This window comes from Treponema porcinum (assembly GCF_900167145.1).
Taxonomy (GTDB): Bacteria; Spirochaetota; Spirochaetia; order Treponematales; family Treponemataceae; genus Treponema_D; species Treponema_D porcinum.
Map to the genome: position 1 here is coordinate 17,791 of NZ_FUWG01000012.1, position 16,304 is coordinate 34,094.

Consider the following 16,304-nt stretch of genomic DNA (forward strand, 5'->3'; position numbering starts at 1 on the left):
ATTTCCTCACTTCCATTGTCTGCTCAGGCATTCTTCTGAGCGGCAAGATCCTGCTTAATGCTAAGTTCAAGCAGCTGGCTGACATCAATAATCAACGACACAGAGCCGTCACCAAGAATTGATGCACCCGCAATGCCCGGTGTAACCGTAAACTGATCACGCAACGGTTTTATAACTACATCTTCCTCACCGATAAGAGAATCTACCATAATTCCGACTTTCTTATCTTTAGAACCGACGATGACGATGTTGCAGTATTCGGTTGCTTCCGCCTCCTCAAGCCCGAACAGGCGCGAAAGTCGCAGAACGCTTATTACTTCGTTACGCAGGTTCAAGACCTCGTAATTATCAATCGTCTTTATATCAGTCTGTAAAATCCGCTGGCTTTCAATTACGGATGCAATCGGAATAGAATAAACTTCTTTTCCTACACGTACAAGAAGTCCCTGAATTATTGCAAGCGTAAGCGGCAGACGGATACTGAACGTCGTTCCCTTGCCCTTTTCTGAAGAAACGGTAACAGAGCCGTTCAGTTTGTCTATCATAGTCTTTACAACATCAAGACCTACGCCACGACCGGAAATATTTGAAATTTTTTCCGCAGTAGAAAATCCCGGCTCAAATATAAGCTGGTGGCACTCGGATTCGGTTAAAACCTTATCCGGGTGAATAAGACCTTTCTGAATTGCCTTATTGCGTACTTTTTCCGCATCAATACCGGCACCGTCATCTGCAATATCAATGACAATAAGATTTCCTTCGTTGGAAGCCTTTAAAAGGACATGACCAGTTTCCGGCTTTCCGGCAGCAACACGAACTTCCGGAGCTTCAATACCGTGGTCAACAGAATTGCGGACACAATGCATAATCGGGTCAAGCAAATCTTCAACGACGGATTTATCAAGCTCCGTATCTTCACCTTCAATCTCAAGTTCAATTTTCTTATTCAAATCACGCTGCAAATCACGCACGACACGCGGGAAACGGCTGAAAATCTGATTTATCGGAACCATTCGGATTTTCATAACGCCTTCCTGAAGCTCGCCTGTAATCCTGCCTAAATTCTGCGTTGAAGAACGGAGTTTTGTAGCAATCGCCTTAAGTTCTGCATCATCAGCGTCAAATATAGAACCAAGTCCGTCGTATTCTTTCATAATTTCCGCGCGTACATCTTTTATCGATTTTCCTTCCTGAATCTGCTCAAGATACATCGGAATCCGCTCCATAAGGCGACGGTAACTCGTCTTCAGTATGTTTTCAGCGGACTGGAAATGCGTCATTTCATTAGAAAGAGTTGCCGCAAGCTGATTGAATGAAGCTTTTGCGATGACAGTTTCACTTACAAGATTTAAAAGGTAGTCGATACGCTTTGAATCTACGCGGAGAACAGAATTCTGCTGGACAGAATGCTGCGCACCGGCTTTGTCGCCCTCTTTCCTGTGCTCAGGTTCTGGCTTTTTATCAGAAGAACCGGAAGAAGAAGGCTGCTCCGCAGAAGGCGCAGCTTTTTCATCAGCGTTTGCCTCGGCAGCAGAAGGAGCTTTCTCCGGCACATCATAAGTTTTTTCAGAAGCAGCAGTTACGGCTGTTTCGGCAACTGCACCGGATGAAGCAGAAGAAGCTCCTACCGGTCCTGAAATAAGCTGTGCATCGGTACAAATCGTAACATCGCCTAAAAAAGCAGTATCTTCTATTTTTTCTGCCGTAGAATCAGATGCAAGATAGTAAAAAACATTCTCGTGGAATTCATCTTCATACAGCGCATCAAAATCAGGAACTGTCTTCAGTACGCTTCCGAGCGCCTTCAATGCGGCAAAAACCTGTATTCCGCCGACAGAATTCATCGGATTGTTCTGGTCAAATTTTACGGCAACGCGCCACAATTTCTGAGAACCTTCGCACGCTTCGGAAAGTTCGTTAAATTCGTCTTCTTTTAATTCCGGATATTCAAAAACAGGCGCACCGGAACTGCCGGAAGAAGCCTCCAGAACAGCAGGCTCCGGCGCAGGTGCAGGAACCGGTTTTGGAGCAACAGACGGCGTTTTTGCCTTCTTTGCACCTTTTTCTGGAATATATTTATGAAGTTTCTCTACCAGCGAGTCTATGTTTTCAGTATAAACACTGCCGTTTGCACGGGCTTCAAGCATCACCTTGATAACGTCAATAGAAGAAAGAAGAACATCCACAACAGCTTCATCAACGGAAAGACGGTCGGAACGGATTTCGTCAAGAACATCCTCTACTTTATGAGTAAACGTAGAAAGTTCAGTCATTTCTACTGTTGCAGAACCGCCTTTCAATGTATGCGCAGCGCGGAAAATCTCATCAACAGCTTCGTGATTGCCCGGATCATTTTCTATTATAAGAATATTGCTCTCAAGCGTTTCAACCTGCTGCTCGGCTTCTGCAAAAAAGTCTTTCAGGAGTTCTTCATTATTCGGATCAAGATAGTCGCTCATAGTTATATATTATATATTGTTATTTTCTTAAATCAAGCAAAAAAAAAATGAAAAATGAAAATCGGGAAAAAAAATACCGAAAAACAAATCATTCTGCCGGGCATAATGAAGATTAAACTCAAGTCCGGAATGTTTTATGCCGATAAAGAACGTGGAGTTTTGTTTTATTCCGGGAGTACAGACTATGATGAAAAAAGCAGCATTTTTAGCATTTTTATTACATATACTTGGAAGCGTTTTATGCGCAGAAATATTTTTCAGCGGATTTGCAGGAGCGAAATTCGACTTTGACTCAAAAAAAGACTCATCAGACTTTGACCCGCAGCTGAAAATCCAGTCATTTTTTGCAGGTCAGCTTAACATTTCTTCAAATACAATTGTCCACGGTGAATTTTCGCTTAAGACAGACGATATTATAGAAAATTCCCTGTTTAAAGAAACGCCTGCTTATTTTCAAATTGACGAACTTTCCATTGTCCACAGGCAGCAGTTGCTGAGTGCAACAAACTACATCAGTTTTTTTGTAGGAACGTACGAACCTATCGGCTCTGATATATTTCTAAGAAGACAGTTTGGAATACAGCCGATTTCATCACGAATTACAGAAAGCTGGCTTGGTCTTGCAGGTTCAATCATCTATCCGCTTTTCGGTGTAGGCGGCGCAGACATCGTTCATTTTGACTCCTACCCGATTGCAACGGGCGTATACATCTACGTAAACCACGAACTTGACGACTGCTACGTATTCAACGCTGCATACCGCTTTGCCTGCGTATACCGCTTTTTCACCCTCGATATAACTGCCGGCATCGGCGTTCCGCTGGAATCTTCTAATTATGACGATGCGTTTATCGTAGTTGACAAAGTGTACTGGCGCGGCGGATTCAATATGCTCATAGGAAACGCATACACTACTTCGCTTTTCATACAGGGCGGCATTTCTGACATTCCGTTTACAAAGCGCGATGAAAAATTCGAATTCGACGAAGAAAAAACGTATCTTCTGTTCGAACCTCGTTTCCGCGGAAAAAAATGTCAGGTCGACGTAACGGCATTCAGTCTTCCTGAAGACACTGTAAAAGATTTTATTTTTATAAACGATACGCTCGGAATGAACATAAATATTTACACCGACAATCTGTATTTCAAAAACAAAATGTTCCTGTTCGGAATAAATGCATCCCTTACGTTCCCGGACAAGAATTTTTCCCACCTTGGCACGCCGGCGGATTTGTTCGACGATTATTCGATTGCGGCTGCTCCGTACCTTGAACTGAAACTGTTTAATGGAGAACTTCATTCAATGTTTCAGATGAACTTTACAGACATTATGGACAGCGACTGGTACAAGGCATTTAAAATAAGTATTGGATATAAATCGCAGTTCTAGGCAAATAAAAAGAGCCTGCGGACATTTTGAAAAACAAAACGTCTGCAGGCTCTTTTTATTTAACGCTGTCTTTCCGTCAGGCAGAAAAAGCAATCTGCCGGATTACAGACTTAAATTCGCAAGGCGGCGGCAGGCTTCCTCTACGTCTGCGTGGTGACCGAACGAACTGAAACGGATAAAACTTTCGCCGGCAGGACCAAAGCCTGAACCAGGAGTAGTAACGACATTGCATTTATCAAGAATAAGGTCGAATACATCCCAGCTTTTCATTCCCGGAAATTTTACCCACAAATACGGCGAATTACCGGTAGAATAAATTTGAACTCCAGCCTTCTTAAAGTTCTCCCCTTCAAGAGTCTTGTGAATAAGGCGGACATTTTCAAGATAATAATCAATTACCTCTTTCATTGCAGAAAGACCTTCCGGTTCAAGACATGCAAGTCCGCCTGCCTGAGCAATATTTGATGCACAGTTAAAAAGCGTTGTCTGAACGCGCGTCCAGTCGGCATTTACGCTTGTTCCGTCCGCAAACTTAAGGTCTTTTGGAACGACAGACCAGCCAAGACGCACGCCGGTAAAGCCGGCTGGCTTGGAGAACGAATTTATTTCGATGGCACACGTACGTGCTCCGGCAATTTCAAAAATCGTCTTAGGAAGATTGTCATCGCGGATAAACTCACGGTACGCTGCATCAAAAATAATGATGCATCCGTTTTTGTTCGCAAAATCAACAAGGCGCACCAGCTCTTCCCTGGTTGAAGCGCATCCCGTCGGATTGTTAGGCGAACAGAAATAAATCAATGAATTCTTTTTTACGACGGAAAGATCCGGGAAAAAGTTATTTTCCGGCGTACACGGCATATAAGTTACGCCCTTGTAGCCTTTTCCGTTATTTTTACCTGCCGCGCCGACAATTACAGAACCGTCAACGTAAACAGGATACGCAGGGTCTTGAACGGCAATCTGCACTTTTGAACCGAACAGCGTCTGAAGCCGGGCAATGTCGCATTTTGCACCGTCGGCAACGAATATTTCGTCCGCATCCGCCATTCCGTTGTAGAAAGTCTCGGCGATTTTCCGGCGCAGTTCCGCGTTTCCGCAGTCATCTCCGTAACCGGAATAGCCTTCCGCCGTTGAAAGACCGATTGCATAGTCAGCCATTGCTTTTGCAATAAACTTCGGCAACGGCTCTGTTGTATTTCCTACACCAAGGCTGATAATCGAAGCCTCAGGGTGATTTTTTGCATACTCGCGGCGACGGCGAGCAACTTCCGGGAACAAATATCCCGCTGTTAAATGTGTAAATCCGGTATTTCTCTTTATCATAGAAGAATAATAGCACAAACAGGCGGCTCATTTCAATTCTCTGAACAAGGCAGTTTCGGAGCAAAGCGGACATTCTGCATAATGACAAAAACTAAAATTCGGAGTATTATTTTACGAGTTGGGAAAAGCAGGCTGTGTACCATACTTTGGGGGCAGACTCACAGAAATCCCCCCTACTTTTATTTTCTGAGGTTTTTTATGAACAAATCCTATTTTTGCAGCAATGCTTTGTTCACCGACTTTTACGAACTTACAATGGCGCAGGGCTATTGGAAGGCACAGATGAATCAGGAAGTCGTTTTCGATATGTTTTTCAGGCGAAATCCGTTTAACGGCGGCTTTTCCGTACTGGCAGGCAACGAAACTCTCATCGATTCAATCACGGAATTTCATTTTGAAGACGATGACATTGCATTTTTAAAGGAACAGGGAATTTTTGAACAGGGATTCCTTGACTATCTAAAAACGTTCAGGTTTACCGGCGACCTTTACACGATGGACGAAGGAACGGTAATTTTTCCGCAGGAACCGCTCGTCCGCATTCACGCAAATCTGATTGAAGCGCAAATTCTTGAAGGACTTATCCTGAACATCGTAAATTTCCAGAGCCTTATTGCAACAAAAACAGCGCGCGTATGGCTTGCGTCAAAAGGTGCGCCGATTATGGAATTCGGACTAAGGCGTGCGCAGGGGCCGGACGGCGCAATGAGCGCAACAAGAGCGGCTTTCATCGGAGGAGCAGCCGGAACGTCAAACACGCTTGCCGGAAAACTGTACGGAATTCCTGTTATGGGAACGATGGCGCACTCCTGGATTATGAGTCATTCAAGCGAACTGGAGGCATTCCGCGAATACGCAAAAATCTATCCGCAGAATTCTGTGTTCCTCATAGACACATACGACACGCTGAAATCTGGAATAAAAAACGCAATCACCGCAGGAGCCGAACTTGTTGAAAAAGGCTACAATTTCGGCGTGCGCCTTGATTCCGGCGACATCTCCTACCTTACGCGCGAAGTACGGAAAGAACTTGACAAAGCCGGTTTTCCACAGGCAAAAATTTCAGTATCAAACGAACTTACAGAAGAAATAATTTCTACTCTTGTTGCCGGAAACGCTCCGATTGACAGCTGGGGCGTCGGCACGCATATGGTTACCGGAGGAAATGAGTCAAGTTTTACCGGAGTATACAAGCTTGCCGCACGCCACGACAAAGACACGGACAAAATGATTCCTGCAATGAAATTCAGCGACAATCCGGCAAAAACAACAAATCCGGGAATAAAAAACGTATTCCGTCTGTATGATGACAACGGCAATGCAGCGGCGGACATTCTTGCGCTTGAAGGCGAAACACTTGAATGCGGAAAAGAATACCGCTTCTATCACCCGATGGTTGACTACCGGCAGTTCAGCTATAAAGCTTCGCAAATAGAGCCTCTACTAAAAAAACGTCTTGAAAAAGGAAAGCGCCTTTCACCACGCATAAATGATTCCGAACAGCTGAGGCTAAGCCGCGAAACAATGCAGAAACAGCTTGCAAGTTTTGACGAAAGCTACAAGCGGATTTTAAATCCGCACATCTACAAAGTTTCAATCACAGAAAAACTTAAGGAACTAAAAGTAGATTTTATAAATAAAAACCTGAAATAAAAGGACTGAATGCCGCCAGATTTTTCCGGCGGTATTTTTTGCGTCAGTTTTCCTCAGGGTTTTACGACTGTTTTTTCGGAAGATATGAAACATTGACGTTCATAAGCGCGTCAAAAAGGTGCTGTTTTAAGACAGGATTATTCTCCGTAAGGGCGGAAAGTTTTGCGCGCGCATCTTTTCTGGTACTGTTATCCTGAAATGTACAGGTACACGTATAGCCATAATAGCCGCGCTCCTTAGCGTGCTCAATAATGAGTTTTTCCATTGCGTAATAAAGCGGACGGATAATCGTTACAGGATATTTTTCATACCGGAGCGAAGGAATCATCGTACTGAGTTCACCCTTGTGAAGGGAGTTCATAATCGCCGTTTCAAGAACATCGTCAAGATGATGACCGAGCGCAATTTTGTTGTAACCGTTTTGAATTGCATAGGAATTCAGTTCCGTACGGCGCTGAGTAGAACACCAGTAGCAGTTCATCTTTTTTCCGGGCTTAAGCCGTCCCTGAACGTCAATAGAAATCACCCGGAAATCAACGTTCCATTCCCTGAAAAGATTTGCAATTGATTCCGGAATTGCGCCGCCAAATTCAGTCTGGATATTAAGCGCCGTAAACGAAAATCCGCAGTCAGGGCGGCGGCTTCGGTTTGCAAGATACTCAATGAGGGCGGTAGAATCCTTGCCGCCGCTCGCTCCGACTAAAATCCTGTCGTTTCGCTCAATCAGGTGATAGTCAAATACAGCCTTGTCTATAAGGGAAAAAAGCCTGTTTTTCTGCATATCAGCTTTCCGCCACTATTTTGAAAGCCACGAACCGCTTACAACAGCAACGTTCCGGCACTTTTTATATTCTTCTGCGTTCTGCGCATTAAGTCCACCGCTTACGATAAAACGAACCTGCGGAAAAGGTCCTGCCAGTGCGGAAAGCATTTTTACGCCGCCAAGCGCTTCTGCCGGAAAATACTTAAGCGTAGAAAGTCCGAATTCAAGAGCACGCTCAATTTCTGACGAAGTAGCAACTCCCGGGTAGACCGGTATGGAATGACGAAGGCAGTATCGCACCGTACGAGGATTAAAGCCCGGCGAAAGGATAAACTGTGCGCCGGCTTTTACTGCACGACGGGCAATTACAGGATTTATGACAGTTGCCGCACCAACAAGCATTTCAGGAACTTCCCGACGCACTGCCCGAATGCACGCATCCGCCGCATCAAAAAAATCTTTTCCGCGGTAAGGAATTTCAAGCGCGCGAATTCCTGCCGAAAGCAGTTTTCCGGCTTTTAAAACAGCTTCCTCCGGCGTTACGGCAGAGAGAACGGCAATGCCTCCAGCCTGCGCAATTTTTTTATCACATTCAATCTGTTTTCTGTTCATTCGTCATCCTTATTTTTTCAATAACCGCAAAAAGTCCGCCTTAACGCTGTATTCGTCCGGCTGCATTTCCGCTCATAAGAGAGTAAACTTCTTCCTTTCTGACAAGATTAAAATCTCCTGGAACGGAATGTTTAAGGCAGGAAGCCGCAGTTGCAAAATCAAGAGCCTTCCTCTCCCCTTCTGAATTCATATCGAATTCCGTCAGGCCGTAAATAAGTCCGGCGGCAAAAGAATCTCCAGCACCTACGCGCTCCACAATGTTTTCTATATCATAATGAGCGCCTTCATAAAATCCGAACTTGCCCAGAAGAACGGAAGACCAGCCGTTTCTGTCCGCAGAATAGCTGTGCCTTAGCGTAACAGCTACATAATCTACGTTTGGAAAGTGTTTTTTCACCTGAATGCACAAATCCCTGTAACTTTCTGCCGGCGTCGTAAAATTACGCAGAGGAATTCCAAGACAATGCTGAATGTCCTCCTCGTTTGCAATGAGAACGTCAGCATTTTCTGCAAGAACGCGCATAACTTCATTCGCAGATTTTCCGTATTTCCAGAGTTTTTTTCGATAGTTCAAATCTACGCTCACACGCGCACCGCATTTATGCGCTTTTTTTACCGCACAAAGCGCACAGTCCGCCGCCTCTGCACTAACAGCCGGCGTCACTCCTGACAAATGAAACCAGCTGCATCCGTCAAAAATATTTTCCCAGTCATATTCATCGCTTTTTGTAACGGCAAGACAGCTTCCGCTCCTGTCATAAATTACCTGCGAAGGCCGCTGGCACGCACCGTCTTCAAGGTAATAAATACCGAGCCTTCCCGGCTTACGGAGCGCATCAACACGGACGCCGTAATATCTCAAGCTTGCGGCGGCGGCTTCTCCCACGGCATTGTCGGGAAGCGCCGTCACATAGCATACGTTTTTTCCAAAGACAGCAAGGCTCACAGCAACGTTTGCTTCGCTGCCGCCAAAAACAGACTCAAGGCAGGGAGACTGGAACAATCTTTCTTTTCCAGAAGGTTTGAGCCGCAGCATAAGCTCACCAAAAAGCACTATTTTTTCCATATAAAAAAGAATAAACGAGAGATTTGGTAAAGTCAATGATATATGATATACTTCACGATATGAAAAAAATAGCAGTTATTACAGGCGCAAGTTCCGGAATGGGAAAAGACTTTGCGCTTCAGTTTTCAGATTTTTTTGAAGCAGACGAACTGTGGCTTATTGCGCGGAGAAAAGAAAATCTTATTAAAGTTGCAAATGAAATTGAAAAGAAAAAAGCAGATTTTCCGGAAAAAAATATTCCGCACGCACGTGCAATTGAAGCAGACATAAGCGGAAGGGCAGGTCTTGCAAGGTTCAACGCATTTTTGAACAGCGAAAAACTCCTTGAAGAAAAAAATGGCGGAATTACTGTTTCCGTACTGATAAACAATGCCGGTTTCGGAACTTACGGAACGTTTGAAGAAACGGACATCTCTAAAGAACTTGATATGATAGACTTAAACTGCATTTCCCTCACAGGAATCTGTGGCAGCTGTATTCCTCTTATGAAAAAAAATTCCGTCATCATAAATACGGCAAGCCTTGCCTCATTCCTGCCGCTGGGAAATTTTGCCGTATATGCCGCAACAAAATCGTATGTCCTGAGTTTTACGATGGCGCTTGCCGCAGAACTCAGCGACAAGGGAATAAAAGTCTGCGCACTTTGTCCTGGTCCTGTAAGCACAGAATTTGCAAAAGTTGCCTCAAACGGCGCACGCACGGAAGTAAGGCACGGGCTTCCGTCAGAAAAAGTCGTCCGCCACTGCCTGAAAAAAGCATCCCGGAACAAGCACGTCGCAATCTATGCTTTTAAATGGAAGTTCAAGGCGGCGGCAAGCAGATTTATAGGGCGGTATCTCGGTGCGCTTTTTACGTACAAATACTGCAAGCGCCCGAATGGCTCAAACGGACTTTCCTGAAACGGTTTTACCGTTGCGGAAGCCACTCTTTTTCGTAAAAGAAATCTGCAATTATAAAAAAGAACGGACAGCCGTTATGCACAAAATAAAAAAGCCTGCAATTATCCATCGGTGTTCAGCGCACCGTACGGAAAAACGCAGGCTTTTTTTAATTTTACAGTTTCTGTCTTACAGGCGTTCTTTTATTGCCGCAATAAAATCCCAGGAATTCAGAACTTTTTTTGCAGCAGGACTTGCAATACGTGCGATATCGCCGGTCATAATGCCAGCTTCAATCGTATCAAGCGTTGCCTTTTCAAGGCGTTTTGCAAAGTCAACAAGTTCAGGCGTTCCGTCAAGTTCGCCGCGCTTTGCAAGAGCTCCCGTCCAGGCAAAAATCAGCGCAACAGGATTGGTTGAAGTCTTTTCACCCTTCTGATAGCGGTAATAATGCTTCTGTACAGTTCCGTGACTTGCTTCGTACTCGAATTTTCCGTCCGGGCTTACAAGAACGCTTGTCATCATCGCAAGGCTTCCGCAGGCAGACGCAACCATATCGCTCATCACGTCACCGTCATAATTCTTGCACGCCCACATAATGCCGCCTTCGTGCTTCATTATGCGTGCCACGCAATCGTCAATCAGCGTATAGAAATATTCAATTCCGGCTTTTTCAAACGAATCTTTAAATTCCGTGTCAAAAACATTCTGGAAAATCGCCTTAAAGTCACCGTCATACGTCTTGCTGATGGTGTCTTTTGCTCCGAACCACACAGAAACTTTCTGGTCAAGCGCGTACGTAAAGCAGCAACGCGCAAAACTTTCTATTGATTTGTCAAGATTGTGAATTCCCTGAATAATTCCAGGTCCTTTCATATCCATAATAGTCTTGCGGATTTCCGTTCCGTCCTCACCTGTAAATACAAGTTCGGCTTTTCCTGCGCACGGAGTCTTAATTTCGCAGTTTTTATATACATCGCCGTATGCGTGACGGCCAAGAATAATAGGCTTTTTCCAGCAGGAAACAGTACCCTGAACATTCTTTACAAAAATCGGCGTGCGGAAAACAGTTCCGTCAAGTTCCGCGCGGATAATGCCGTTCGGGCTGGGTGTAAGCTGCTTCAAATTGTATTCTTTTACGCGGGCAGCGTTTGATGTAATCGTAGCGCATTTTACACCTACGCCAAGACGTTTGATTGCCGCAGCTGCTTCGTAGGTAATCTTGTCGTCAGAATCATCACGGTTTTTCAGCCCGAGATCATAATATTCTGTCTGCAAATCAACATAAGGTGTAAGAAGTTCGTCCTTAATCACCTGCCACAAAACACGTGTCATTTCATCGCCGTCAAGCTCAGCGATTTTATTTTTCATTTGAATTTTAGCCATAGCGGCAGTATAGCAAAAACAGTAAGGTTATTCAATTTTATAATAGAAGAAATCGCAAGGAAAATGACGCTCCTTGTAGGAAAAAAAGACTGAAAAACGATGCGCACAGTCCTGCAAGGCGGAATACTTTTCCGTATTTTACTGAAGAATTCCGCCGAACTTTATATTATTCCGGCGGCAGAACGTTTCATACTCGCAGCTGTCGTTACTGACAGAAAAACCGGTTACATACAGTGCAGATTCTTCCGGCTCGCAAGGCGTTTTGCCAGCGCCGGTCTTTTCCACAGAAAGCGCATGAGAAGCAACGCCTTCCCTTGAGTCAATAACCTGAATGGCACTTCCTGCATACGCCTGAATGTAATCTGCCATATTCAGAAAATGAGTACACGCAAGGACGATTACATCGCAGCCGTTCTCCCTGAAAAAATCAACGGCGGGACGGACAGCAGCAATCCGTTCGGATTCCGTCGCAGAAAAAAAACGGTGCTCGATAAACGAAATCAGTTCCGGGTCACCGCGCGAAACAAGCCGGCAGTCTGGCGCAAAACGGCTGCATAAACCGGCAGTATAGGGATGGCGGACAGTTGCGTTTGTTGCAAGAAGCCCTATCCGCCGGGTTTTCGAAATAAGCCCGGCAGGTTTTATAGCCGGAACTGTCCCTACAAACGGCGTATCAGGAAAACGGCAGCGCAATTCTTCCAGTGCAGTAACAGAAATCGTATTGCACGCAATAACAACCGTATGCGGATTCCAGCGCGCGATGATTTTTTCCACACAGCCGCAGGCATTTTCAATTATCTGCGCCTCTGTCTTTTCTCCGTACGGAAAATGTTTTGTATCACCGATGTAAATGCAACTGGCAGAAGGATTTTTTTTCTTCAGATATGTAAGATACGGAAGTCCGCCAGTGCCGGAATCAAGAAACGCAAAATTGACCATACCAAGCATAATAATCATTTGACAGAACAACCGCAATACTTTAACATTTACCTATGTTCACTTTAAATAAATGTCTTGTACGTGCCTGCAGTAACCTTGCCGTTTCTGTAATAGATGAAAGCGGAGAAATCGTGGACGGAAAGACATACTGTCTGGATCACATTCCAAATCCAGCAAAAATTCAGGCGGACATCTACAATTACATAAACACGCACGAAACAATCGTTGGACTTAATACCGCAGGAATGACGTTCACCGGCATTGATTTTTCCGGTAAAAAATTCTACGGCTGCAATTTTATGCACTGTACTTTCACAAACATTCATTCAAAAAACTGCCGGACAATTATGAGTATGTTCGATTTTGCCGTGTTCACGGACTGCACGTTTCTCAAAAGCACTATGCAGTTCACATCGTTTGCAGGATGCAAATTTTCGCATTCGCTGTTTACAGAAGGCGATATGATTCAGAACAATTATAACGGAATTCAGTCATTCCAGTCGTCCTTTGACGATTCCGACCTGTACAATTCCCGTTTTATAAAAGCACGGCTTGTGAACACGTCGTTCAGAAACTGCAATCTGAAAAAAACGCATTTCTGCGACATTGAACAGGAAAACGTTTCTTTCAAAATGTCAAATACGCGCGAGGCAATTTTTGACAATCAGGAAAGCGAACTTTTCGCAGATTTAGGCGGTACGACTGCCCCTCTTGATACGGGAGATGCAGTATTATGAAAATTTATTTTCACCTGAACCTTACGGGATTTTCAAACTGCTACATCGTCGCAAATGAAAAAACAAAAGAAGCCCTCATCATAGACCCGGGAATCATCACGGAGTCAATAATTGACCAGCTTGAATCAAATTCCTACAAGCTTGTTGCCGTACTTGTTACGCATAACCACGGAAGCCACGTTCACGGGCTGAAAACGCTTACAAAAATCTATACGCCGAAAATATACGGTGCAGACTGGGAAATTGCAGGAAAAGAAACGAACGTAATCACTGGAAACGGAAAAATCCGCCTTGCAGGAATGACAGTGCAATATATTACGCTTCCGGGACATACGGCAGATTCGATGGTCTATAAAATCGGGAACGTCTTTTTTACCGGTGATTCAATTTCTGCCGGCAGAATCGGAAGCACAAACTCATCCTATTCAAGCCATATCCTCAGGCTCAACCTGAACGAAAAAATACTTTCACAGCAGGAAAATACAGTCATTATGCCGGGACACGGACCGCCGACAACAGTAGGTGCAGAACGGCGGTTCAACAAGGACGTAAACTACAAGGACTTAGAGCCGAGCCAGTTTGCATTTTCATCGCACGACTAAGAAAACGCGGCCGCACCGTAATCCCCACCGGTCAGCGGCATAGCTGTCGAATATGCCGGCGGCATCTTCAAACGTAATTCCTTTTGTATCACGCACATACGCACATAAATCAGGCATTGCTTTCATCACAGAGCCGCGGTTTGCCACGTGCACAAAATACGAAGCAACGGAGTTCAGCGGCTGCTGCATAATGTATGCCATAAATTCATTGTGCATAAGATATATATCGCTCTGGTCATAGCCAAGACCAGGCTGTGATGCCCAGTAGCCGCGTATAAAATCAAGGGATTTTTCATCAATCGTATAGTAGACTGCCGCCGTCATAGTACGGAAATCTTCGTCCGTAAAAAACAGTCCGTGCCAGATTTCGTGAGCGCACAGCGATTTTCTGAGCCAGGCGGAAGAGTCCTGCGAAATTGAAATAATTGCACCGCCGAGCGGTCTGTAACCGTCTTCCGAACGTTCAATCAGTCCGTTTGCAAGAAGAATTCTGCAAAGCAGCAGTTCCTTTTCATTCAACTGTACACCGGAACGCTCCGCCACAGCAAAGAAAGACGCAAGGCTTTCCGCCGAATAATCATGAGCGTTGTAGCCGTGCATATCGCCAAGTTCGCTGTCCGTAAGAATTTTTCCCTTGTAACCGATTTTTTCAACATAAAAAGCAAGCCGGCGGAAAAAATCATCCTGAACATCATAATTTTTCGTGTCAAAAAATAAAATTCCAGAAAACCTGTCCCATTCGTACAATTCGTAATCCTGCGTCCGCCAGGAAGCCGTTTTGCTTCTGAGTAAAAGTCCCGGGTCAGTACGAAGCGGATATAAAACTTCTCCTGATTTTTCAGGAACAAGACGGGAAGGATTTGAAGTCATAATCAGTTTTGAAACACTGCCGGCATTTTCAGAAATTTCAAAGCGGCTGAACGGAAAACGAAGTGAAGATGACTGAATTGTTACCGATTCAACACCATGCGCCCTGTAGACAGTAAGAACTTCTCCGCCTGCATTAAGATTAAGTTTGTCAGAAAGTTCATTTTCAGCAAGAGCAGTTTTTTCTTCAGGAAAGAACGCAAGTTCAATCTCCGGCATAACAGAATACCGGCTGTTTTGCACAGGAAAAACCATCGAGCATCCGGAAAAATCAACCGCCGAAGCCGATCCGAACACGCCGCCGTTTGCAGGAACTCCATAATACGGCACTGCCTGCGTATAATCAAAGCCAACCCGGGCAGAAACCGCTTTTACCACAGTAACCTTAAGCGGAACGGAAGCGTATATTACAAAACCGGCAGGAAGTGCCTCAACCGAAAGATTTTTTTCAAGCGCAAAACCAATATCAAATGAAGCAGATCCTTCCTTTTTCTGCCTTACAAACTGCCGCAAATCAGTTCCGGAAAGGTTGCGTTCTTTTAATTCCGCAGTAAACTTTCCTTTTTTATCAAAGTCAGAAGCGTATAAAAAACCGTAGTAAAATGGAAGTTCTTTTTCCATTAAAGAAGAATAGAGTCTGGAAGATACGGCAGGAACAACGGCAGACACTGAAATGCTGCACGTACCGTTTTGTTCATAAAATTCAGCAATCTGCTTCCGCTGAGCGTCCGTAAAGCGGAAAAACGCATATTCACTTGCAGGAAGAACTGTTTTTCCGGCTGAAGAATTCAATGCCACCATATGCTGAACAGGATAACTGGAATTTTCAACTGCAAAACCAGCATACGAATAATCAGGAAGGCACAGCCTTACAACGATAACAGCGCCATCAAGGACAAGAAGCGCCGCAACAACTGCAAGAAGAATTTTCTGTCTTTTTTCCAGCCGGTCAAAAAACACCGGCAGCCGGAACGGTTTTACATTGAACTTCATAATTCTATACTACTCTTTTTTACGGAAAAATACTATTATAATGCGCAAAAGGATTTTTAATGAACATAAACGCACTTCTTTTTCACCCGGATCAGGAACTTATGCTCATAAGACGGCAGAAACAGATTCTTTCAGAACTGAACAGAAACTCCGTCTGTTTTTTTCCGTTTTACCCGATATACTGCGTACTTGACTCCGGTATATTTAAAAACCGAACGTCGGAAGAAATAAAAAAAATGATTACAGGCGTTCTTGTGGAAGACTGCACGCTAAAAGATGAAAAACTGATTTTTCCTGTCCGCATACAAACGGACGGCGGAACTGTAATCACGGAGCAGATTACCGCCGGAACAAAAAAAGAAGGCTCTGACTTTGCGAAAATCTGCTTTGGAACAGAACCGTTCCAGCTGAACTGCCGGATTTTTAAAATTGCAAGGCTTGAAATCAGCGGCTTCACCACAGAAATATGGGATGATGTGTGGGTAAAACTGCGGAAACCGTTATAGTCCTCTCATTCGCGTACTTCCCGCAGTTTCCGCCGCAGTTTTCGCTCTGCGAAAACTGCGCACCCATTGTTCAAACAACGCTATGGAATTCTAACTTTCCTTGTTCCGCCCCCCTTACAGAACAAGT

Annotated in this window: 14 protein-coding genes; 6 read left to right on the top strand and 8 right to left on the bottom strand. The window is 44.5% G+C overall.

The features are described 5' to 3' along the window. Positions 1 to 23: 23 nt before the first annotated feature. Complete coding sequence (locus B5D55_RS08295; RefSeq protein ID WP_078933542.1) at positions 24 to 2,459, bottom strand: chemotaxis protein CheA; 2,436 nt, start codon at positions 2,457 to 2,459, stop codon at positions 24 to 26. 184 nt (positions 2,460 to 2,643) lie between these two features. Here B5D55_RS08295 and B5D55_RS08300 point away from each other — a divergent pair, with 184 nt between their 5' ends. Beyond that, positions 2,644 to 3,849 carry a hypothetical protein gene (locus B5D55_RS08300; RefSeq protein WP_078933543.1) on the top strand — a complete coding sequence of 402 codons (1,206 nt, stop codon included), beginning with the start codon at positions 2,644 to 2,646 and terminating at the stop codon, positions 3,847 to 3,849. A gap of 102 nt (positions 3,850 to 3,951) precedes the next feature. On the opposite strand, the gene B5D55_RS08305 is transcribed toward B5D55_RS08300, so the two are convergent. Beyond that, a complete protein-coding gene (locus tag B5D55_RS08305) occupies positions 3,952 to 5,175 on the bottom strand; it encodes an LL-diaminopimelate aminotransferase (protein ID WP_078933544.1) in 1,224 nt (407 codons plus the stop codon). 198 nt (positions 5,176 to 5,373) lie between these two features. On the opposite strand from B5D55_RS08305, the gene B5D55_RS08310 reads away from it, so the two are divergent. After that, a complete protein-coding gene (locus tag B5D55_RS08310) occupies positions 5,374 to 6,828 on the top strand; it encodes a nicotinate phosphoribosyltransferase (RefSeq protein ID WP_078933545.1) in 1,455 nt (484 codons plus the stop codon). A 61-nt stretch (positions 6,829 to 6,889) separates the two neighbouring features. Here the strand turns inward: B5D55_RS08310 and B5D55_RS08315 are convergent, their stop codons facing one another. The 3 genes from B5D55_RS08315 to B5D55_RS08325 are packed head-to-tail and all read right to left on the bottom strand — an operon-like array spanning position 6,890 to position 9,269. Then, positions 6,890 to 7,609 carry a tRNA 2-thiocytidine biosynthesis TtcA family protein gene (locus B5D55_RS08315; protein ID WP_078933546.1) on the bottom strand — a complete coding sequence of 240 codons (720 nt, stop codon included), beginning with the start codon at positions 7,607 to 7,609 and terminating at the stop codon, positions 6,890 to 6,892. A 15-nt stretch (positions 7,610 to 7,624) separates the two neighbouring features. After that, positions 7,625 to 8,203, bottom strand: a complete 579-nt coding sequence (locus tag B5D55_RS08320; RefSeq protein ID WP_078933547.1) for a bifunctional 4-hydroxy-2-oxoglutarate aldolase/2-dehydro-3-deoxy-phosphogluconate aldolase — start codon at positions 8,201 to 8,203, stop codon at positions 7,625 to 7,627. Positions 8,204 to 8,243: 40 nt separating this feature from the next. After that, positions 8,244 to 9,269: a sugar kinase gene (locus B5D55_RS08325; RefSeq protein WP_078933548.1), complete on the bottom strand. Its 1,026-nt coding sequence runs from the start codon at positions 9,267 to 9,269 to the stop codon at positions 8,244 to 8,246. A 59-nt stretch (positions 9,270 to 9,328) separates the two neighbouring features. On the opposite strand from B5D55_RS08325, the gene B5D55_RS08330 reads away from it, so the two are divergent. Continuing rightward, positions 9,329 to 10,168, top strand: a complete 840-nt coding sequence (locus tag B5D55_RS08330) for an SDR family NAD(P)-dependent oxidoreductase (protein ID WP_078933609.1) — start codon at positions 9,329 to 9,331, stop codon at positions 10,166 to 10,168. Positions 10,169 to 10,336: 168 nt separating this feature from the next. Here B5D55_RS08330 and B5D55_RS08335 read toward each other — a convergent pair whose 3' ends face one another. Together B5D55_RS08335 and murI are read right to left on the bottom strand one after the other, a co-directional pair. After that, positions 10,337 to 11,533, bottom strand: coding sequence for an NADP-dependent isocitrate dehydrogenase (locus tag B5D55_RS08335; protein ID WP_078933549.1), 1,197 nt, complete (start codon positions 11,531 to 11,533; stop codon positions 10,337 to 10,339). 138 nt (positions 11,534 to 11,671) lie between these two features. Then, positions 11,672 to 12,490: a glutamate racemase gene (murI, locus tag B5D55_RS08340; protein WP_234975410.1), complete on the bottom strand. Its 819-nt coding sequence runs from the start codon at positions 12,488 to 12,490 to the stop codon at positions 11,672 to 11,674. A 35-nt stretch (positions 12,491 to 12,525) separates the two neighbouring features. Between murI and B5D55_RS08345 the strand changes: the two genes are divergently transcribed. Together B5D55_RS08345 and B5D55_RS08350 are read left to right on the top strand one after the other, a co-directional pair. Continuing rightward, complete coding sequence (locus tag B5D55_RS08345) at positions 12,526 to 13,209, top strand: pentapeptide repeat-containing protein (protein ID WP_078933550.1); 684 nt, start codon at positions 12,526 to 12,528, stop codon at positions 13,207 to 13,209. Continuing rightward, positions 13,206 to 13,811 (top strand): MBL fold metallo-hydrolase, encoded by a 606-nt coding sequence (locus B5D55_RS08350; RefSeq protein WP_078933551.1) that lies wholly within the window; start codon positions 13,206 to 13,208, stop codon positions 13,809 to 13,811. The genes B5D55_RS08345 and B5D55_RS08350 overlap by 4 nt, the downstream gene beginning before the upstream one ends. Here B5D55_RS08350 and B5D55_RS08355 read toward each other — a convergent pair. Then, positions 13,797 to 15,671 carry a hypothetical protein gene (locus B5D55_RS08355; RefSeq protein ID WP_078933552.1) on the bottom strand — a complete coding sequence of 625 codons (1,875 nt, stop codon included), beginning with the start codon at positions 15,669 to 15,671 and terminating at the stop codon, positions 13,797 to 13,799. The genes B5D55_RS08350 and B5D55_RS08355 overlap by 15 nt on opposite strands. Positions 15,672 to 15,730: 59 nt before the next feature. Here B5D55_RS08355 and B5D55_RS08360 point away from each other — a divergent pair, with 59 nt between their 5' ends. After that, positions 15,731 to 16,177: a hypothetical protein gene (locus B5D55_RS08360; RefSeq protein WP_078933553.1), complete on the top strand. Its 447-nt coding sequence runs from the start codon at positions 15,731 to 15,733 to the stop codon at positions 16,175 to 16,177. Positions 16,178 to 16,304 lie beyond the last annotated feature (127 nt).